The sequence below is a fragment of the Pseudomonas sp. URIL14HWK12:I12 genome (assembly GCF_003097135.1).
GTDB lineage: Bacteria > Pseudomonadota > Gammaproteobacteria > Pseudomonadales > Pseudomonadaceae > Aquipseudomonas.
The window spans coordinates 424,272-443,049 of sequence record NZ_QEQL01000004.1 but is presented as its reverse complement, the minus strand read 5'-3'; the positions used below and the strand labels follow the sequence as shown (position 1 = coordinate 443,049).

Below are 18,778 nucleotides of genomic sequence, written 5' to 3'. Positions count from 1 at the left end.
TTGGCAGAGGAATGACGAATGACCAGCGCCTGGCTCGAACGCGTGCACGACAACGGCTGGCTGTGGGACGCGCCACCGCAGGAAGCTAACGCTTGCCTGATCCTGGCGCACGGCGCCGGGGCGCCGATGGACAGCCCCTTCATGAGCGCCATGGCGCAAAACCTTGCCGGCCTGGGCATCGCGGTGCTGCGTTTCGAATTCGACTACATGGCCCAGCGCCGGCTGAGCGGGGGCAAGCGCCCGCCCAACCCGCAAAAGCAGTTGCTGGAGAAATGGCGCGAAGTGTATGCCTTGGCGCGCACGCAGATCAGCGGGCCATTGGCGATCGGCGGCAAATCGATGGGCGGGCGCATGGCAAGCCTGGTGGCCGACGAGCTGGGCGCCGATGCACTGGTGTGCCTGGGCTACCCGTTCTACGCGGCGGGCAAGCCGGAGAAACCTCGGGTAGAGCACCTGGCTTCGCTGCGCACGCCCACCTTGATCGTGCAGGGTGAGCGCGATGCCTTGGGCAACCGCGAAGCCGTCGCCGGCTACACGCTGGCGCCGAGCGTGGAGGTGCACTGGCTGGCGGCCGCCGACCACGACCTCAAGCCGCTCAAAAGCAGTGGCATCAGCCACGCCGAGCACCTGCTCAGCGCGGCCGACCGAGTGGCGGCGTTCGTCAGCGGTTGAAACGCTCCACCAGCGCGTACTGAGTGGCGGCGGTCTGTGTGAGCGCCTGGCTCAGCTCGGCGCTGGCCATGGCCTGGCCGGTGGTTTCATCGGCCAGGGCCGCGATGGTGCTGATGTTGCGGCTGACTTCGTCTGCCACCGAGCTCTGCTCTTCGGTAGCAGCGGCGATCTGGGTCGTCATCTCGGTGATATTGGCCACCGCCTCGCTGATGCCTACCAACGCCTGATCGGCTTCCAGCACACGTGCCACGCCTTCCTCGGCCTGGCGCCGGCCGGCGTCCATGGTCTGCACAGCCTCGTTGGCCGACTGCTGAAGGCGCGCAATCAGGCTGTGGATCTGCCCGGTCGACTCACTGGTGCGCTGGGCGAGCTGGCGCACTTCATCGGCCACAACGGCGAAACCACGGCCCATTTCCCCGGCCCGAGCGGCCTCGATAGCCGCGTTGAGGGCCAGCAGGTTGGTCTGGTCGGCAATGCCCTTGATCACATCTACCACGCCGCCGATCTCGTCGCTGTCGCGGGCCAACTGGGTGACGGTTTCACCGGTGTTGCCCACGGCAGCCGACAGGCGCTGGATCGCTTCGCGGGTGTCGTTGGCGATCAGGCGGCCTTCGCCGGTAAGGCGGTTGGCACGCTGGGTCGCGTCAGCGGTACGTTGCACATGGTTGGCCACTTCCTGGGTGGTGGCAGCCATCTGGTTGACGGCGGTGGCGACCTGGTCGGTCTCAAGCTTCTGCCGCTCCAGGCCTTGGGCGCTGTCATGTGCCAGCACGTCGGCCTGGCGCGCCTGGCCGGTCAAGTGTTCGGCGGTGTCCTGCAGGCGGGTCAGGCAGGTGCGCAGGTGCGCCTGCTGGCTGAGCATGGCCAGCTCCAAGCGGCCTTCGAGGCCCGCGTGGTCGGTGTAGAGGCGGGCGATCAGCGGGTCGACGTTGGCCTCGCCTGCGGCGGCGATCAAGCGGGCCAGGCGCGCCTGCTGCAGTTGCGCCACCCACAGCCCGGCCGGTACCGACAACAGCGCAGCGCCCGCCATGCCCCAACCGCTGCCCAGCCACAGGCCCAGCCCGCAAGCCGCTTGGCTCAGGGCAATGAACGGCAGCCAGCCGATCACGCCGCTGGCCCAGCGCTGCCGGCTGGAGTGCACAGGCTTGCCTGCATTGATGCGCGCATACAACGCCTGGGCACGGCGGATCTGGTCGGCATCAGGCTTGACCCGTACCGATTCGTAACCCACCACCTGGCTGTTCTCCAGGATCGGGGTGACATAGGCGTTCACCCAGTAATAGTCGCCGTTCTTGCAGCGGTTCTTGACGATGCCCATCCATGGCTTGCCTGCCTTGAGGGTTTCCCACATATGGCCGAACACCGCCGAGGGCACATCGGGGTGGCGCACCACGTTGTGCGCTGAGCCGAGCAGCTCCTGGCGAGCGAAGCCGCTGATTTCCACGAAGGCTTCGTTGCAATAGGTGATGGTGCCGCGGGTATCAGTGGTGGAAATCAAACGCTGATGGGCAGGAAAAGTGCGTTCGCGTTCGGTGATGGGCTGGTTGTTACGCATGGCAGATCCGCTTGCAAGGTGGCTTGTGCGGTGTATCGGCGCGCGCGTGTGAAACTGTAATGAAGGGCAAGGCCCTGGGCGAGCCAGGGCCTTGTGGGCGCAGCGTGGTGATGCTGAAGCTCAGGCGATCAGAACTTCGCTTCCAGGTCGACCTGCAGCGTGTTGACGTTGAGGTCGTTGCCGGCGCGTTGGGTGCTGCTGGCCGGCAGCGAGTCGGTCTCGGCGAGGAAGTAGGTCACCCCTAGGCCGAAGTTCTTGCTGATTTCGTAACCCACTTTGAGCTTGTGGCCGCGCGAGCCTGTGAAGCCGTTGGCGAAGTCCGAATCGGTGAAGCCGCCCACTACCGCGTTGCGCTGTACGTCGCGGTAGTTGTAGTCCAGTGACCAGTCACCCAGTTTGGTTTTGGTGCCGGCCAGCCAGCCGGTGTCCTGGTCGCTGTCGGTGGCCTGGTTGTTGACGTACTGGCCATAGAAGGCGAGGGGGATCGGCAGGTTTTTCAGGTCGACCTGGCCGAAGGCTTCGTACAGGCGGAAGTCGTTGGTAGTGTTGCCGTTGCGCGAGAGCGTGCCGGTGCCGATCGGGTCGTTGTCGTCGTTCTTGAAGGCGTAGACACTGCCACCGAGGGTGACTTTCAGCGCATTGCCCAGGTCGAAGCGGGTGCCCAGCTGGCCGCTGAACATCGACAGGTCGTGCTTGTACTGGTAGCCCTCGCCGTCGACGTTGTCCTTGAGGTTGAAGTAACCGGTGCTGCCGAACAGCTCAACACCCTGGCCCACGGCCAGTTTGTAGGTCGCCGCGGCGCCTTCGGGGTTGAGGTCTCCGTCCCAGATGATGTCTCCCATGCTTACCCAAGGCTGAGCCATCTTGCCACCGATCAGGTGCAGGTTAGGCAGGGCGTTGGGGTGCCAGTCCAGGTACGCCTGGTCGACCCACAGTTGCTTCTTGGCGAATGCAGTGGTGCCGTCGGCATTCAGGTCCTGGTTGGTGGAACGGCCATCGGAGCTGCTGCCAGTGGCCAGGCGGATACCGCCGTCGACTTCAGGGTTGATCTGGCTGTACACACCGAACCGGGCGCGCACTCGCTCGCGGTCGGCGCTGCGGCTGTTGTCCAGGCGGTTGCCCTGGCTGCGAACGTCTTCGTAGCGCAGGCGCAGGTCACCCTTGATCTGGGTCTTGGACGCCCAGGCCACTTTCTGTTCGAAGGAAGACAGCTCGTCTTTCTTGGCCTTGACGTCGGCGATGGCCTGCGCCTGGGCGGCGTCTGCCTGCTGCTTGGCCTGAGTTTCCTTGGCCAGGTCTGCCGACAGCTCAGTGTACTGAGCGCCGCTGATCGAGCCATTGGCGCGCAGCATCTCAAGCAGCTTGGCGTCGACGGCGGCACCTGCCGGAGCGCTCAGGGCCATGAACAGGCCCGTGCACACGGTCGCTCCGGTCAGTGTGGAAACAGCACGCATATGGTTCTCCCTATCGAAATATGGGGAGGCGACGGCCACCCCGAATACCTTGCGTTCACGCCCGCAGCCTTGGGTATCAGGTGGCATCTGGGCGGCGAAAAACTGGCGCAAGTATTGCGGCGGGTAATGACAGAATGATGGCCATCGCATGTCATCTAAATGACTATTTGTCTCCTAAAGTGCCGAGGCAGAGCCTTTTCTGCGGGCAGCAGGCGTGCAACTAAGGCTGATTCATCGGGCGTCGCGAAAGCTTCGCTATCGTTCGGGGGTTTTGGGATACTGCCTGTTACATCCCTGCCGAGGAGGGCGTGATGCCAGTCCAAGTGCTCGATTCACTGGAGCAGATCAGCGCGCAGCGCTGGGATGCCCTGCTACCCCGCCAGCAGCCGTTTCTGCGTCACGGCTTTTTGAGCGCACTGGAAGCCAGCGGCAGCCTTGGGGCCGGGAGCGGTTGGCGCCCCGAGCACTTGGTATTAGAGGAGGCTGGCCAGTTGCAGGCAGCTTTGCCGGCCTATCGCAAGTGGCACAGCTACGGCGAATACGTCTTCGACCACGGCTGGGCCGATGCCTGCCGGCGCGCAGGCATCCCCTATTACCCCAAGCTGCTGGCCGCGGTGCCGTTCAGCCCGGTCACCGGCCCGCGCGTGCTGGCCGCCGATGCCGATGCGGCGCGCCGCCTGGTTGCGTCATTGCCCGGGCATCTGCAGGCACAAGGGCTTTCCAGTGCTCATATCAACTTCACCGAGCCGAGCCTCGATGCCCTGATGGCCAGCCAGCCCGGTTGGCTTGAACGATGGGGTTGCCAGTACCACTGGCATAACCGGGGCTACCGAGACTTCCAGGATTTCCTCGACAGCCTGAGCTCGCGAAAGCGCAAGCAGATGCGCAAGGAGCGCGAGCAGGTAGCCGGGCAAGGTATCGGCTTCGAATGGCGGCGGGCCCAAGACATGAGCGAAGCCGCCTGGGATTTCGTCTACGCCTGCTATGCAAATACGTATGAAGTGCGTGGCCAGGCGCCTTACCTGAACCGTGCGTTTTTCAGCCTGGTCGCCGAACGCCTGCCTGAAGCGATCCGCGTGGTGCTGGCGGTGCAACATGGCCGCCCGGTGGCCATGGCATTCAGCCTGGTAGGGGAAGGCTGCTTATACGGGCGCTACTGGGGATGCCTGGCCGAATTCGATCGGCTGCATTTCGAGACCTGTTTCTACCAAGGCATGGCGTATGCCATCGAGCAAGGGCTGGCCCTTTTCGATGCGGGAGCTCAGGGTGAGCACAAGCTGATCCGTGGCTTCGAGCCAACCCTCACACGCTCCTGGCATTACCTGGTTCATCCGGGTTTGCACGATGCGGTGGCTGATTTTCTGGAACAGGAAAGGGCGGGGGTGGCCGCCTATGCCGAGCAGGCGCGGGAGGCGTTGCCCTATCGCCAGGCGTGAAGCGCGCTGAGGTGTTGCAATGGCGCAGGAACACACATTCATGAGCCTTATTTGAAAACAGCCGCCCGCGCCGGAGCGCGGTGGCGGCATGTACGGCAGCGGGGCGGTGGGTCAGTGTACGGAGCCAGCCGCTGGTTGAACCCGATGCACCAGATGGTCCAGGCCCAGCGAGGTGAGCGTTTTCGGGCTTACCCACACTTCCAGCGCCACGGCGTGCTCAACGCCCACCGTGCGCGCGGCGCCCATACGGCGAAAATCCAGGCCAAGGCGCTTGAGCAGGCGTTCGACCCCGACGGTCGTGACCGTCACATAGCGTGCGATGGAATGGTTGACGCCGAATTCCATCAGCGAGCGGATCGCCTGGGTGGTGGTTTGCGACAGCTGCGCCGGCAAGGTGCCGTCACCCTGGATAGCGAAACGGCTCAGCTCCCAGGTGTGGGCGTCGGCAGGGGCTTGGCTGCCGTCGAGCAGTTCAGGGAACGTGTCGGCGAGCATGTTCGGCCCGCTGGTAGGCAGCAGCCGCCAGCAGCCAATCACGTCGGCCTGGTTTTCCAACATCATGTAATAAGGGTCAAGCGCATCATAACCGTCGATTTCCATGTCGCCGATCAACGCGACATCCCACTGTTTGCGCACTTTGAAAACTTGTGCGCGCAGGCGGTGCATGGCGAACAATTGATCGTGGGAGAACTGGTGGCGGGCGCGGATCGAGATTTCCATAATGACTCCGTGTTTTTTCAGAGAAGTCTCGGATCTTATATTCAGGGTGAATATTGGCTACCCGCCGAAATTGGGAGGTTGTATCGCGGCGAAATCGTGGCAAAGTCCAGTGTTTTTACAGCGGTGAAGTACATGAAACCGAATAAATCTAGAAACTCGGCATTGGTTCGTGAACTGGTTCAGCGGCGGGTCGACCACAACTTGAGCCAAAAGGCCTTCTGGGCACGCTTCGGTATCAGCCAGGCGAACGCCAGCCGCATCGAGACCACGGCGATGCTGTCGCCTTCCCTATCGATCCTGTTGCAGCTCTATGCCCAGGGCGTTATCCCGGACGAGCGGCTGGCGGTGTGTGACGCGCGTGACTGAGGGTTGAGCAACAGGCCCGGTCAGGGAGTGATCAAGCCCAGCTCGATGGCGCGCACCACCGCCAGGCGGCGGCTGCTGACGCCAAACTTGCGGCGGATGTTCTTGAAGTGGAATTCCACCGAGGCCGAGGCGATCGACAGAATGACGCCGATCTCCCAGCTGGTCTTGCCGGCAGCACTCCAGTAGAGCACTTCACGCTCGCGCTCGGTGAGTTGCGGGCGTTCAGCTGTGGTGCCCAGCAACCGCGGCGCACCGCCCAGGGCGAAGTCGCGCAGCAGGATAGCCCTGCCCAGGAGTATCTCCATGTCTTTGGCGAACGCCTTGGGCGAATGATTGGCATAGCTCAGGCTGAGCATGCCCACCTCGCCTTGCGGCTCATGAATGGGGAGGGTGAAGCCTTGGCGCAAACCATGATGCGCCGCTTCTTCTGAAAAGTTCTTTTCAGCCGAAGAGCGATAAATGGCGTCGTTCCAGATAATGGGGAACTTGTTTTTGAGGCTGTGCGCAACCACCGGGTCGATGTTGGCATAAGCGTGGGCGTCATATTGGGCGCGCCAGGCACTGCGAAAGTTGCTATGGATCACCGCGGCACTGTTATCGGCTGCTTTATTGGGCTTGAGCGCGATAAGAAACCCCGAGGCACCCATGTTCGTCGCGGCGCGCTGTAACAAGCTCAACCACTCATCCGGCTGCGTTGCACAAGCGAGCTCATTCAGCTCTTGGGCAAATCCGATCATGTTCTCTCAATGCACGGCCTTGGCCGCCGTAAGCGCAATACGATTCGCGACCTTACTCTTTTGGGTTGGCCGCTTCAACCTGAGCGCGCAAAGCGGCCCCGCCAAGCGCCCGAACGGTCAAGTGCAACCGTAAGCGTGCGAGCAAGGCGGGCTGGCGATCGGTCAATGATTCACCGTATGCGCCAGCATGACCGACAACTGGCACAGCGGCCTGCCGCTCTGCTCGCGCCACTGGTTGAAGGCCGCTTGGGCGGCCGCGATATCACGCTGGCTGGTGGGGGCTTTGTCGACGACACCCTGAGCGACCAGTGCCGCACACACATCATCGGTGAGCACGAACGTATCCTTGCCGATCATCCGCAGGAAACGCGGCGCCGAGAGCCCGCCCAGCTGGTTGCCGTGCTGGCGAAGGTAGCGCCAGAGGCCGCTGATGTCTTCTTCGGGCCAGTTCGCAACGAATGCGCCGAAGCTGCCATGTTCGCGGGCGATGTCCAGCACCATCTGGGCATTGCGCGGCACGCTTTTGAGCTTGCCCAAGTGACGGATCAGGCGGGTGTCCTGCATCATCCTTTCAAGGTGCTCGGCGCTCATCAGCACCACTTTTTCAGGGTCGAAACCGAAGAACACGCTCTCGAAAGCTGGCCACTTGGCATCGACCAGGCTGTGCTTGAGCCCAGCGCGGAAGATGCGCAGCGTCAGGGTCGAGAGATAACGGTCGTCGCTGAGCGCCAGCAGTTCAGCGCGCTCACGCGGTTTTGGCAGCCAGGCTTCGAGCGCAGCCTTCGAACCAAAGCGCTGCAGGGCGAAGTCGTGCAGCCAGGCGTAATCACGCATGCGGCCCCTCCAGGCGCTGTGCCGTGCGGGCCAGCCGCAGGCCGAGGGCCTTGCACAGCGCGATCTCATGTTCATCCAGGGCGCGCTTGCCATCGTTGCCGGCATGGTGGCTGGCACCGTAGGGCGTGCCGCCGCCACGGGTGTCGAGCAATGCCTGCTCGCTGTAGGGCAGCCCGGTGATGAGCATGCCGTGGTGCAGCAGCGGCAGCATCATCGACAGCAGGGTGCTCTCCTGGCCGCCGTGCAGGCTTGCGGTGGAGGTAAATACCCCAGCGGGCTTGTTCACCAGGGCGCCTGACAACCACAGGCTGCTGGTGCCATCGAGAAAGTACTTGAGCGGCGCAGCCATGTTGCCGAAGCGGGTGGGGCTCCCCAGCGCCAGGCCAGCGCACTGCTTGAGGTCGTCGAGGGTGGCGTAAGGCGCGCCGCTGTCGGGCACTGCCGGTGCGGTGGCTTCGCAATCACTGGAAACTGCTGGCACTGTGCGCAGGCGGGCCTCTAGCCCTGCCTGCTCCACGCCGCGGGCGATGTAGCGGGCCATTTCAGCGGTGGCTCCGTGGCGGCTGTAATACAGCACCAGAATGAACGGTTGCGTACTCATGGCAGGATCTCCAATACCTTTTCTGGCGGCCGGCCAATGACCGCCCGCTCGCCGTTGACCAGGATCGGCCGCTCGATCAGCCTGGGGTGCTCGACCATCGCGGCGATCAACGCAGCGTCGGACAGGGCCGGGTCGGCCAGGTTCAAGCTTTTGTATTCCTCCTCGCCGGTGCGCAGCAGCGCCCGCGCGCCGATGCCCAGCTTGTTCAGCAACCCTTGTAGAGCAGCGCTGCTGGGGGGCGTTTCGAGGTAACGCACCACCACAGGCGCCAGGCCACGCGCCTCGAGCAGTTCCAGGGCGCTGCGGGATTTGGAGCAGCGCGGGTTGTGATAGAGGGTCAAGTCGGTCATGAGGCTCGCCAGTTCCAAGGGGGGGCCGGTATTCTACCCGGCATTGTCGAGAGGAGGAGGCCTGGTGCCATGTTGCGACGCCGGTTGATGCCTTGGCTGCTCGGTGCCTGCTTGCTCGCAAGTGGCTGCGACCGCGACTGGGGGCCTGATGCCAACGGCCAGGCGGTCAGCGCTGCGCAGTTGAAGGGCCAGTGGTGGGTATTGAACTACTGGGCCGACTGGTGCGGCCCCTGCCGCCGTGAAGTGCCCCAGCTCAATGCGCTCGCGAGCGAGGGTGTCAGTGTGGTGGGGGTGAATTTCGACCACTTGCAGGGCGAAGCGCTGCGCCACGCCGCCAGCACGTTGGGCATAGGCTTTCGCGTGCTGGCCCAGGACCCTGCCCAGCGCCTTGGCCTGCCCCCCAGCGAGGGCCTGCCTGTGACCTACCTGATCGGCCCCGACGGCACGGTGCGAGAGCGCCGTGTCGGTGAGCAAACTGCTGCTGGCCTCAAGGCGCGGTTGGCGGCGTTGAAGGGCGGGTAGAGGGCTGGCGTTGCAGGCGCCGCGGCAGCATGCCCAACAGCACGGTGTCACGATCGATGAAGTGATGCTTGAGCGCGATAAGAACATGCCCACCCACCAATGCGCCGCATAGCCAGGCGACCCAAGTGTGGAAGATGCCCACTGCATGCTGCACCGCCTCGTTTGGCGCCATCAGCGCGGGCAGCTTGACCAGCCCGAGCATCCACACTTCGTGGTTGCCCGAAGAACTCCATAACCAGCCCGACAGCGGCAGGGCCATCAACGCCACGCCATAGAGAAACAGGTGCCCGGTATGGGCCGCTCTGCGCATGGCAGGGGCCATGCTTGCCGGTAGCGCCGGGGCAGGGTGCGCCAAGCGCCACGCGACCCGCACCACAACCAGCACCAGCACCGTACTGGCCAGGGCCTTGTGCAGCAGGGTGATGCGATGGTCGGCGTTGATGCTGTGCCAGTGCACGGCCGACAGGCCCAGCAACCAGGCGCATAGCCAGATCGCGGCCATCGCCCAGTGCAGCCATTTGGCGGTGGAGGTGTAATGGTCGATGCGTTGCATGTGGCGGTTCCTGATGCCGGGCCTGGCCGGTTATATACCCGGCCGGCCCAGGCACTGCAAATCAGGCCGTTTGCGGGTGGGCGCGCGCCAGAATCCAGTCGACGAAATGGCGGATCTTTGGCACTTCGGCCGCATGCTCGGGGTACGCCAGAAAGTGCGCGCCCTGGCTGGGCATCGGATGCGCCACGGGCACTACCAGCTTGCCGTCGGCCAGCTCCTCGGCCACCAGATAGCGTGGCACCAACGCTATACCGCACCCGGCAATGGCGGCGTGGATGCACATGTAGAAGGTGTCGAAGCGCGGGCCATGATAGCTGCCTGCTGAATGCAGGCCTTGAGCGAGGAACCAGTCATGCCAGGCTTCCGGGCGCGACGTGCATTGCAGCAGCACGGTGGTGGCGAGGTCTTCGGCGCATGCCAGTGGCGTGCTGGCAAGAAGGTCTGGCGCACACACCGTGACCACCTCCTCGCCGAACAGCTCGATGCACGTTGCCCCAGGCCAGGTGCCCTGGCCGAAGAAAAACGCCACGTCCGCCCGTGACTGGGTGAGGTCGAAGGGTTCGAGCTCGTTGCGGATCTCCAGGTGAATGTTCGGATACTGCTTGCCGAACCCCTTGAGCGCCGGGATCAGCCAACGCGCGCCGAAGGTGGGCTGGGTGGCCACCCGAAGCACTTCGGTTTCACCACCGTAGGAGAGGATGTAGCGGCTGGACATGTCGATCTGGGTGAGGATCTTGTTGACCTCGGCCAGGTACAGCGAGCCCGCCGGTGTGAGCTGCAGGCGCCTGCGCACCCGCTGGAACAGGTGGTGGCGCAGCATGTCTTCCAGCTGCGCCACTTGCTTGCTCACGGCGCTCTGGGTCAGGTGCAGCTCCTGCGCCGCGCGGGTGAAACTCAGGTGCCGTGCGGCGGCTTCGAAGCACTGCAGGGCAGTCATGGAGGGGGTCAGACGTTTCGACATGGCGCAATCGCAACAGCCAAAAACCGCGACTATACCCCAGCCTTTGGCCCCCGGCCCTGTGGCTCGACGCTTTTTCCCACAGCCCATGCGTAGTAAAGTCGCTTTTTTGTGACACTTGTTTCATGCGTGTGCCTAAGGCCTGTTGCACAATGGGCGCCATGTGATATTTCCAGGATCCGCAATGTCTGAATTCCACCGTTTCGGTGCCTTGCGCACCGGCGTCGTGCTGGCGCTGCTGGCTGCCAGCGTCGTTGGCTGCTCGTCTTCCAAGAAGGCCGGCATCTACGAGCACGAGAGCTTCGACGACTCCGGCACCTTCTCGCGCAATTATCCTGTCAGCGACATGGCCTCCTGCGAGGCGGCCCGCCGTGCGCTGCTGAGCCAGGGCTACATCATCACCAGCAGCGATCCGAAGCTTGTGGCTGGCCACAAGAGTTTCCAGCAAACCGCCGACACGCACCTGGAGATCAGCTTCAACGTCACCTGCGCCGCCGACACCACCACCAACAAAAGCTCGATCGTGTTCGCCAACGCCTTGCTTGATCGCTATGCGCTGAAGAAGTCCAATACCTCCGCCAGCCTGGGTGTGGGCGTGCTGGGCTCGGTGTCGATGCCGATCGGCTCCAGCGATGACTCGATGGTCAAGGTGGCCAGCGAAACGGTAGCGTCCGATACCTTCTACGACCGCTACTTCGCCCTGGTCGAAAACTTCCTGCCGCCGGAGACGAAAAAGGCTGCGCACATCGAAGAGAAACCCAGCAAGGAGCTGGGCGTGCCTGAAGAACAGGCTGCCAAGCCAGCGAAGGCTGCGGCCGCCGCACCGGCGCCGCATGAGGCGGCCGCGCAGCCGGCACCACAGCCCGCAACCGCTGCGCCGGCAGCACCTGCCAGCCTGTCGGCACCCGCTTCGCCGGCCGCTACCGCTCCCCAGGCGCAGCCTGCTGCCGACGGCTCCAGCGCCCAGCCAAGCCCCGAACCGAGTTCCGAACCCGTGGCGCCTCCGGCCGACGCTGCACCTATCGAAGTTCAGGGGCAGTAATCTGCCGGGCTCAGCGCCGGGCCTTGCGCACGCAGCCCGGCGTTTCTCCACTCCACCGTTTGAACGCTCGGGCAAAGGCCTCGGCGGAGGCGAAACCGAGCAGGTAGGCAATCTCGCCGAAGGCCAGCTCCGTGTCACGGATATACGCCAGCGCGAGATCACGGCGCGTGTCGTTGAGCAGCTCGCGAAAGCCCACGCCTTCCTCGGCAAGCTTGCGCCGTAGCGTCCAGCTCGGCATCTTCAGCCGTGCAGCCAGGCTTTCCAGGTCTGGCTCGCGGCCGCCGCTGAGCATCGGGCCCAGCAAGGCCACCACGCGCTCGCTCAGGCGCCGGCCGCGGGTGAGCTGTTCCAGTTCGGTTTCGCACAGTTGCAGCAATTGCTGCCAGGTGCCGGGGCAGTGCGCCGGGTTAGGCAGGGCCATCTGCTGCTTGCTCAGGCGCACGCCGTTGCCCGGTGCTTCGAAGCGCACAGGCTGCTGGCACAGCGGTGCATACGCCGGAGCGTAGCCGGGCGCCGGAAATTCGATCAACAGCTGTTCGGCCACCAGCGGCGCGCCTACTAGCGCCCCCAGTTGATGCAGCCAGCCACTGAGCAGCGAATCGACCACAAAACGGTTGAAACGGTTATAGGGTGCGATGGAGTAGAACCATAGCCAGGCGCCCTCGGCATCTTCGGCCAGATGCGAGTGGCCGCGGTAGTTGCTGGCATACAGCGGCTCGAAGCGCAGCAGGGTACGGGCTGCCTCGCCCAAGGTGGGCGCCTGGGCTGCCGCCACCCCGGCCAGCCCGGCGACCGGTAGCCGGCATAGCTCGCCCATGCGCAGGCCCAAGGCTGGCTCGCCGGCCAGGCCGATCGCGGCATGGCCAAGGCGCATGTAGCGTGGGATCGACAGCCGCGCGCCGGGTTCGGCCAGGCGCTGTGGGGTGAGGCCAAAGCTCTCCAGCAGTGCTTGCGGAGCGTAGCCGCTGGCGCCCAAGGCCTGCCCCAGCAGGCCGGCGAAGTTCACCGACAGCTCGCCCAGGCGTAGGCGTGGTGCGGGGGTCACAGCCACAGGTTGACCAGCCGGGCGCCGGGCCCTGGTGCAGCCTCGTGCACCTGGCCATCATGGGCCACGAAACTTTGCCCATCGTTGCGCCGGTCCCAGAAACGCCCCTGCAGAAACACCCCCACGCTCGGCACCGGCAGCGCGGCGCCAGCGGCGGCCCAGCGGCCATGTTCCTGCGGCCAGCCATCGCCATCGACCCAGGCAGGGATGGCCAGCAGCTGTGCGCCGGCGGCCACCAGTGCCCTGGCCTGATCGGTGTCGAGGCTGTCGTGGCCGATCATCACGCCCAGGCGCCCGGCAGGGGTGTCGAACAGGGCTGAGCTTGCGTTGGCATCGCTGTCGGCAACACCGCGCAAGGCGCCGGCCAGCACTTGCCGCACCGGTTGGCCAATCACTTGGCCATCGGGCCCGAATACCAGTGTGACGTTGTAGAGCGGCCCGCTGCCGGCCCTGAGTTCTCCTTGGTCCAACACCGGGGTGGGCAACACGACACTGCCAGCCACCAGGGTGACGCCGAATTCGCGCGACAAACCGCCGAACAGACGCATGTATTCATGGGCCATATGGTGAGCCTTCAGGCGCAGGCGCGCATCAGCGGAGCGGTCAGTGTCCTCGGCGCCCAACCAGGCCCAGGCGAAGCTCAGCGGGTGGGTGGCGGCCAGCCAGTGGCTGGCTTCGCTGTGGTGGCTGGCTTGGTAGAACTCGCGCTTTTCACCGCGCAGCCAGAGCCAGGTGCCGGTGTGCTCGGGCAGCACGACAATCGTGCGTGGGTTGAGCAGCCCCCATTGCCGAGCCTGGGCCAGCCAGGCGTGCAACTTGAGCCGTAGGCGCGGCAGGTCGTGGTAATCGGGCGCGAAGAGCTCGGCTTGCACACCCAATAGGTTACCGCGCTCGCTCGGCGTGCCCTCGTTGACGGCCAATTGCACGCGCAGGTCGGCCAGGTAATGCGCAGGTTCGCGTTTCTGCGCCCAGTAGCCATAGCTGCCGGCAACAGCCACGGCGAGCAGCAGCGACAGGAAAATCAGAAACTTGCGCATGGAAAACAGCCCAGGGGAAGGACGCGCTCAGGGTAGTCGGCCTGCACGCCAGGATCAATAACTTGTCAGTTTCGATCATTGAGCAGGCCGGCAAGCCGCTTTACTGTGGCGCTCAGCCAGGCGCCCCATACACTTTCATAAACGGCGCCGCCGACCGTGAACCGCTGGAGCCTGTCATGACCACCGCCACCTATCCGCACTTGCTCGCCCCGCTGGACCTGGGTTTCACGACCCTGCCCAATCGCTGCCTGATGGGCTCGATGCATACCGGGCTGGAAGAGCGACCTGGTGGGTTCGAGCGCATGGCGGCGTATTTTGCCGAGCGCGCCCGTGGCGGTGTGGGCTTGATGGTCACCGGCGGGATCGCGCCCAACGAGGAGGGCGGTGTGTATGCCGGGGCCGCCAAGCTCACCACCGAGGCCGAGGCGGCGCAACATCGCATCGTCACCGAGGCGGTGCATGCCGAAGGCGGCCGCATCTGCCTGCAGATCCTGCACGCCGGGCGCTATGCCTACAGCCCCAAGTCGGTGGCCCCCAGTGCCTTGCAGGCACCGATCAACCCGTTCAAGCCCCATGCGCTTGATGACGCAGGGGTGGAGCAGCAGATCGACGACTTCGTTCGTTGCGCCTCGCTCGCCCAGCAGGCTGGCTACGACGGCGTTGAGGTGATGGGCTCTGAAGGCTATTTCATCAATCAGTTCCTGGCCGCTGCCACCAACCACCGCACCGACCGCTGGGGCGGGCCCTTCGAGCAGCGCATGCGCCTGCCGGTGGAGATCGTGCGGCGTATCCGCCAAGCGGTGGGCGAGCGTTTCATCATCATCTACCGCCTGTCGATGCTCGATCTGGTAGAGGGCGGCAGTGATTGGCCGGAGATCGTGCAATTGGCCCAGGCCATCGAGCAGGCGGGCGCCAGCTTGATCAACACCGGCATCGGCTGGCACGAGGCGCGTATCCCCACCATCGCCACCAAGGTGCCGCGCGCGGCCTTCGCCCAAGTTACGGCCAAGTTGCGCGGCGCAGTGAAACTGCCGTTGATCACCACCAACCGCATCAATACACCGGAGGTGGCCGAGCGGGTGCTGGCCGAGGGGTGTGCCGACATGGTGTCGATGGCCCGGCCGCTGCTGGCCGACCCCGCCTTCATCGCCAAGGCCGCCGCCGGGCGCGCTGACGAAATCAACACCTGCATCGGCTGCAACCAGGCCTGCCTGGACCACACCTTCGCCGGCAAGCTCAGCAGCTGCCTGGTGAACCCGCGCGCCTGCCACGAAACCGAGCTGGTCTATCACCCGGCAAGCCCCGCCCGGCGCGTTGCGGTGGTTGGCGCCGGCCCGGCGGGCCTGGCGGCGGCGACGGTGGCGGCCGAGCGGGGCCACCAGGTGGTGCTGTTCGACAGCGCCGCCGAGATCGGTGGCCAGTTCAACGTGGCCCGGCGCATCCCGGGCAAGGAAGAATTCAACGAAACGCTGCGCTATTTCCGCCGCAAGCTGACCACCACCGGGGTGAGCGTGCGGCTGGGGCAGCGCGTCGAGGCGCAGCAGTTGCTGGCCGAAGGCTTCGATGAAGTGGTGCTGGCCACGGGTATCGTGCCGCGCACCCCGGCCATCGAAGGCATCGGCCACCCCAGCGTGCTGAGCTACCTCGATGTGATCCTCGGCCATCGCCCGGTAGGCCGGCGGGTGGCGGTGATCGGTGCCGGCGGCATCGGCTTCGATGTCAGCGAGTTTCTGGTGCAGCAGGGCCCTGCAGCGAGCCTGGACGTGGGCCTGTTCTACAAGGAATGGGGCATCGACCCGAGCCTGGAAGCGCGAGGCGGTGTCGCCGGCGTGGCCGCTCAGCCCGAGGCGCCCGCACGAGAGGTTTACCTGCTGCAACGCAAGGCGTCCAAAGTCGGCGACGGCCTGGGCAAGACCACCGGCTGGATTCACCGGCTGGGCCTGAAGCACAAGCAGGTGCACATGCTCGGTGGTGTCGAGTACCTGAAGATCGACGACGCCGGGCTGCATGTTCGCGTGCAAGGCGGCCCACCCCAGGTGCTGGCGGTCGATAATGTCGTCGTGTGTGCAGGCCAGGAGCCTCGCCGCGAGCTCTACGACGCCCTGAAGGCCGCTGGCCAGGCGGTGCACTTGATCGGCGGCGCCGACGTGGCCGCCGAGCTCGATGCCAAGCGCGCCATCGACCAAGGCAGCCGGCTGGCGGCGGTGCTCTGAGCGGTTACACTGCGCGCCCCACCCGTGTGAGCGTGCGATGTTCCACCTAGCCCAACCGCCCCTTGAGCCCCTGCGCCTGCCGGGGCTTGCCGATGCTGCCGTGTTGAGGCTGGATCGGGTCGACCCGCTGATCACCGGTAATAAGGCCTACAAGCTCGAAGGCTACCTGCACGCAGCCGAGCGTGCCGGGTGCAGCGGGTTGATCAGCCTGGGCGGCGCTCATTCCAACCATTTGCACGCACTGGCCGCTGCAGGCCAGCGGCTGGGCTTCCAGACCGTGGGCCTTCTGCGCGGCGAGCCTGTCGACACCCCCACGGTGCGCGACCTGCGGGCCTGGGGCATGGGCTTGCACTGGCTTGGCTACGGAGGCTACCGGGCGCGCCACCAGCCAGATTTCTGGGAGCCTTGGCGAGCGCGCTACCCGCAGTTGTACCCCGTGCCGGAGGGCGGCGCTGGCCCTCTGGGCGAGGCCGGTTGTGCACGGTTGGTAGAGCAAGCGCTGGCTCAATTGCCGGCCTTGGGCTGGGACGATTTCGATGCCTGGTGGCTTGCTGCAGGCACCGGTACGACCGCAGCCGGAATAGCCCGCGCCGATGCCCGCCCGGTATACGCAGCCATGGCAGTGCCGCCAGGGCAGGGTGTAGAGCAGGTGGTGCAGGGGCTGGGTGTTGAGTTGGTGAACGCTGCACGCGCAGGCTTCGGTCGCAGCGATGCACAGCTTGAGGCGTTCGTTGCGAAATGTGCGCTCCCGGTGGAGCCGGTCTATACAGGCAAGGCACTGATGGCGCTGTTGCAGCACCCCGTGGCCGCGCAGCGGGTGTTGGTGATTCATACCGGTGGCATTCGTACGGAGCCATCCGCCGGTAGCGGTGGTCTTCTGGCTATCGACCCTGCCTGAGGTTACCTGCCGCATGTTGCCCGAGCTGCTCATCAATCGCCGCCTGTTCTTCGCCCTTGACCTGCCGGCGCCGCAGCGCAAAGCCGTCGCACGCTGGCGTGCCGAGCTGCACCTTCGCGCGGGCAAGCCCGTGCCGTCGGGCAATTTCCACATCACCCTGATGTTTCTCGGCGAAGTGCCTCTGGCTCAACTGGAAGCAATCTACGACGCCGTTGAGGCAATGCCCAAGCCCGAAGGGCAGGTCCTGCTGCTGCTCGATCAGCTGGACCACTGGCGCGCCGCCGAAGCCCTGGTGCTCGCCGCGCGCCAGCCGCCCAAGGCCCTGTTGCGGCTGGTCTACAACCTCGAACAGGCGCTGCTGCCGTTGGGCCTGGGTGATACCCGGCGTGAATACCGGCCCCACCTGACGCTGGCACGCAAATATTCAGGCCAGATTCCCGAGGCCGGCATGGCGCCGGAGTTCATGCTGCGCGCAGGGGCGTTTGGCCTTTATGAATCGGTACGGGGCCAATACCGCCTCCTGCGCAGTTGGGCGTTGGCAGGTTAGGCCTCCTGCGCCGCCAGCGCTCGTTGAACCGCCGGCCGCTGCGCCGTAGCCTGGTGCCAGCTGTGAAGGCGCGGCCATTGGCTTAATGACAGCCCCACCCGCGTGAACCATCCCAGCACCGCGAACAGGTAAGCGTCACTCAGATCGAAAGGCCGTTGTGGGTCCAGGTGGCCTTCCAGGTAGTCCACGCGTTTGAATAACTTCTCCCGCGCACTGTGCAGCACGGCCTCTGGCCAATCGCGGTTGAACAACAGCGCCACCTTCGGGTGCAATTCGCTGCCGATGAAGTTCAGCCGCTCCAGCAGCCGCCAGCGCTCCAGGCTGCCGGCGGGCGGTGCGAGGCCAGCATCGGGCTTGAGGCTATCCAGATACTGCAGGATCACCGGTGCTTCGGTGATGACTTCACCGTCGTCGCGCACCAGCGCCGCAACGTAGCCTTTGGGGTTAATGGTGAGGTAGTCCTGGTCGTCAGCGGTGCGTTTGGTCTGGTTGTTCACCTTCACTGCCTGGTAGGGCAGGCCGAGCTCCTCAAGCACGATGTGGCTGGCCAGGGAGCAGGTGTTGGGGGCGAAATAGAGTTTCATGGCAGTTGGCTCTCATCGAGGATGACGGTTGCGAAACGGTCATGCAGCGCTGCCAGGGCTGCGCGGTGCACATCGGCAGCGGCCAGCACCGGGCCGCCGGAGGGGTCGGGCAGGTCGCGGGTTGCGCAGGCACTGGCTACCAGGGTTACACGATAGCCGTGATCCAGCGCCGCGCGAACGGTGGCGCTCACGCACATGTGGGTCTGGAAGCCCGCCACGATCAGCTCCGGCCGGCGCAGCGCCACCAGGCAACGGGCAAGGTCGGTGCCGGCAAAACTGTTGGGCAAGGTCTTCTCGACCCGGGTCTCGCCTTCAACCGGGGCCAGGGCCTGAATGAAGCGCCCGCCGGCGGCAGGGTCGAACAACCCACCGGTGCTGCCGCGATGAGCCACGTGCACCACTGGTGCGCCGTGGGCCCGGGCGGCGGCGAGCAAGCGAGCGGCGCTGCTCACCGCTGCGTCCATGTTGGTCAGCGCCAGGGGGCCGTGCAGGTATTGGTCCTGATGATCGATCAGCAGCAAGGCTGCGTCTTGCCAGCGTGCGGGGGCGCGGCTGGCGCCGGCGAGGTCGAGCAGGGTGGTGGCCATGGGTGTCTCCAGTGCAGTTGTGCGACTACGGTAAGCCAGCCTAACCTGTGCGTAAATTCACTATCGG

General features: G+C 65.1%; 21 protein-coding genes. 8 read left to right on the top strand and 13 right to left on the bottom strand.

Annotated features, from left to right (window positions below; genetic code table 11):
• The first annotated feature begins 18 nt into the window (after positions 1-18).
• On the top strand, positions 19-672 hold the full coding sequence (locus tag F474_RS14815; RefSeq protein WP_097084860.1) for an alpha/beta family hydrolase: 654 nt from the start codon (positions 19-21) through the stop codon (positions 670-672).
• Here F474_RS14815 and F474_RS14810 read toward each other — a convergent pair.
• Together F474_RS14810 and F474_RS14805 are read right to left on the bottom strand one after the other, a co-directional pair.
• Positions 662-2,227: a PAS domain-containing methyl-accepting chemotaxis protein gene (locus F474_RS14810; protein WP_097084861.1), complete on the bottom strand. Its 1,566-nt coding sequence runs from the start codon at positions 2,225-2,227 to the stop codon at positions 662-664. The genes F474_RS14815 and F474_RS14810 overlap by 11 nt on opposite strands.
• A gap of 128 nt (positions 2,228-2,355) precedes the next feature.
• Complete coding sequence (locus F474_RS14805; RefSeq protein ID WP_097085243.1) at positions 2,356-3,681, bottom strand: putative porin; 1,326 nt, start codon at positions 3,679-3,681, stop codon at positions 2,356-2,358.
• A 311-nt stretch (positions 3,682-3,992) separates the two neighbouring features.
• Here F474_RS14805 and F474_RS14800 point away from each other — a divergent pair, with 311 nt between their 5' ends.
• Positions 3,993-5,117 carry a GNAT family N-acetyltransferase gene (locus F474_RS14800; RefSeq protein WP_097084862.1) on the top strand — a complete coding sequence of 375 codons (1,125 nt, stop codon included), beginning with the start codon at positions 3,993-3,995 and terminating at the stop codon, positions 5,115-5,117.
• A gap of 111 nt (positions 5,118-5,228) precedes the next feature.
• On the opposite strand, the gene F474_RS14795 is transcribed toward F474_RS14800, so the two are convergent.
• The gene (locus tag F474_RS14795; RefSeq protein WP_097084863.1) at positions 5,229-5,837 is read right to left on the bottom strand and encodes an acyl-homoserine-lactone synthase; all 609 of its coding nucleotides are present in this window, start codon (positions 5,835-5,837) and stop codon (positions 5,229-5,231) included.
• A gap of 132 nt (positions 5,838-5,969) precedes the next feature.
• On the opposite strand from F474_RS14795, the gene F474_RS14790 reads away from it, so the two are divergent.
• Entirely contained in the window at positions 5,970-6,203 is a 234-nt protein-coding gene (locus F474_RS14790) for a hypothetical protein (RefSeq protein ID WP_097085244.1), read from the top strand.
• Between the two features lie 20 nt (positions 6,204-6,223).
• Here the strand turns inward: F474_RS14790 and F474_RS14785 are convergent, their stop codons facing one another.
• The 4 genes from F474_RS14785 to arsC all read right to left on the bottom strand — a co-directional run bounded on the left by F474_RS14785 (position 6,224) and on the right by arsC (position 8,725).
• A complete protein-coding gene (locus F474_RS14785; protein ID WP_097084864.1) occupies positions 6,224-6,940 on the bottom strand; it encodes an autoinducer binding domain-containing protein in 717 nt (238 codons plus the stop codon).
• Positions 6,941-7,102: 162 nt separating this feature from the next.
• Positions 7,103-7,774 (bottom strand): DNA-3-methyladenine glycosylase I, encoded by a 672-nt coding sequence (locus F474_RS14780; protein WP_097084865.1) that lies wholly within the window; start codon positions 7,772-7,774, stop codon positions 7,103-7,105.
• The gene (gene wrbA, locus F474_RS14775) at positions 7,767-8,375 is read right to left on the bottom strand and encodes an NAD(P)H:quinone oxidoreductase (RefSeq protein ID WP_097084866.1); all 609 of its coding nucleotides are present in this window, start codon (positions 8,373-8,375) and stop codon (positions 7,767-7,769) included. The genes F474_RS14780 and wrbA overlap by 8 nt, the downstream gene beginning before the upstream one ends.
• Positions 8,372-8,725, bottom strand: coding sequence for an arsenate reductase (glutaredoxin) (gene arsC, locus F474_RS14770; RefSeq protein ID WP_097084867.1), 354 nt, complete (start codon positions 8,723-8,725; stop codon positions 8,372-8,374). Before arsC ends, wrbA begins: the two co-directional genes overlap by 4 nt.
• Positions 8,726-8,794: 69 nt before the next feature.
• On the opposite strand from arsC, the gene F474_RS14765 reads away from it, so the two are divergent.
• On the top strand, positions 8,795-9,247 hold the full coding sequence (locus F474_RS14765) for a TlpA disulfide reductase family protein (RefSeq protein ID WP_097084868.1): 453 nt from the start codon (positions 8,795-8,797) through the stop codon (positions 9,245-9,247).
• On the opposite strand, the gene F474_RS14760 is transcribed toward F474_RS14765, so the two are convergent.
• The gene (locus F474_RS14760; protein ID WP_097084869.1) at positions 9,213-9,800 is read right to left on the bottom strand and encodes a cytochrome b; all 588 of its coding nucleotides are present in this window, start codon (positions 9,798-9,800) and stop codon (positions 9,213-9,215) included. The genes F474_RS14765 and F474_RS14760 overlap by 35 nt on opposite strands.
• Before the next feature lie 61 nt (positions 9,801-9,861).
• Positions 9,862-10,761, bottom strand: coding sequence for a LysR family transcriptional regulator (locus tag F474_RS14755; protein ID WP_097084870.1), 900 nt, complete (start codon positions 10,759-10,761; stop codon positions 9,862-9,864).
• A 181-nt stretch (positions 10,762-10,942) separates the two neighbouring features.
• Here F474_RS14755 and F474_RS14750 point away from each other — a divergent pair, with 181 nt between their 5' ends.
• Entirely contained in the window at positions 10,943-11,800 is an 858-nt protein-coding gene (locus F474_RS14750) for a DUF2242 domain-containing protein (protein WP_097084871.1), read from the top strand.
• Between the two features lie 10 nt (positions 11,801-11,810).
• Here the strand turns inward: F474_RS14750 and F474_RS14745 are convergent, their stop codons facing one another.
• Complete coding sequence (locus F474_RS14745; protein ID WP_256577727.1) at positions 11,811-12,851, bottom strand: AraC family transcriptional regulator; 1,041 nt, start codon at positions 12,849-12,851, stop codon at positions 11,811-11,813.
• Positions 12,842-13,882: a nitrilase-related carbon-nitrogen hydrolase gene (locus tag F474_RS14740; RefSeq protein ID WP_097084872.1), complete on the bottom strand. Its 1,041-nt coding sequence runs from the start codon at positions 13,880-13,882 to the stop codon at positions 12,842-12,844. The genes F474_RS14745 and F474_RS14740 overlap by 10 nt, the downstream gene beginning before the upstream one ends.
• Before the next feature lie 176 nt (positions 13,883-14,058).
• On the opposite strand from F474_RS14740, the gene F474_RS14735 reads away from it, so the two are divergent.
• The 3 genes from F474_RS14735 to thpR are packed head-to-tail and all read left to right on the top strand — an operon-like array spanning position 14,059 to position 17,540.
• Positions 14,059-16,095, top strand: coding sequence for an NADPH-dependent 2,4-dienoyl-CoA reductase (locus F474_RS14735; protein ID WP_097085246.1), 2,037 nt, complete (start codon positions 14,059-14,061; stop codon positions 16,093-16,095).
• A gap of 37 nt (positions 16,096-16,132) precedes the next feature.
• A complete protein-coding gene (locus F474_RS14730) occupies positions 16,133-16,993 on the top strand; it encodes a 1-aminocyclopropane-1-carboxylate deaminase/D-cysteine desulfhydrase (RefSeq protein WP_097084873.1) in 861 nt (286 codons plus the stop codon).
• 13 nt (positions 16,994-17,006) lie between these two features.
• Positions 17,007-17,540 carry an RNA 2',3'-cyclic phosphodiesterase gene (gene thpR, locus F474_RS14725; protein WP_097084874.1) on the top strand — a complete coding sequence of 178 codons (534 nt, stop codon included), beginning with the start codon at positions 17,007-17,009 and terminating at the stop codon, positions 17,538-17,540.
• Here the strand turns inward: thpR and F474_RS14720 are convergent.
• Both F474_RS14720 and F474_RS14715 read right to left on the bottom strand, forming a co-directional pair.
• Positions 17,537-18,124 carry a glutathione S-transferase N-terminal domain-containing protein gene (locus F474_RS14720; protein WP_097084875.1) on the bottom strand — a complete coding sequence of 196 codons (588 nt, stop codon included), beginning with the start codon at positions 18,122-18,124 and terminating at the stop codon, positions 17,537-17,539. The genes thpR and F474_RS14720 overlap by 4 nt on opposite strands.
• Positions 18,121-18,711, bottom strand: a complete 591-nt coding sequence (locus F474_RS14715; RefSeq protein WP_097084876.1) for a cysteine hydrolase family protein — start codon at positions 18,709-18,711, stop codon at positions 18,121-18,123. The genes F474_RS14720 and F474_RS14715 overlap by 4 nt, the downstream gene beginning before the upstream one ends.
• Between the last annotated feature and the right edge of the window lie 67 nt (positions 18,712-18,778).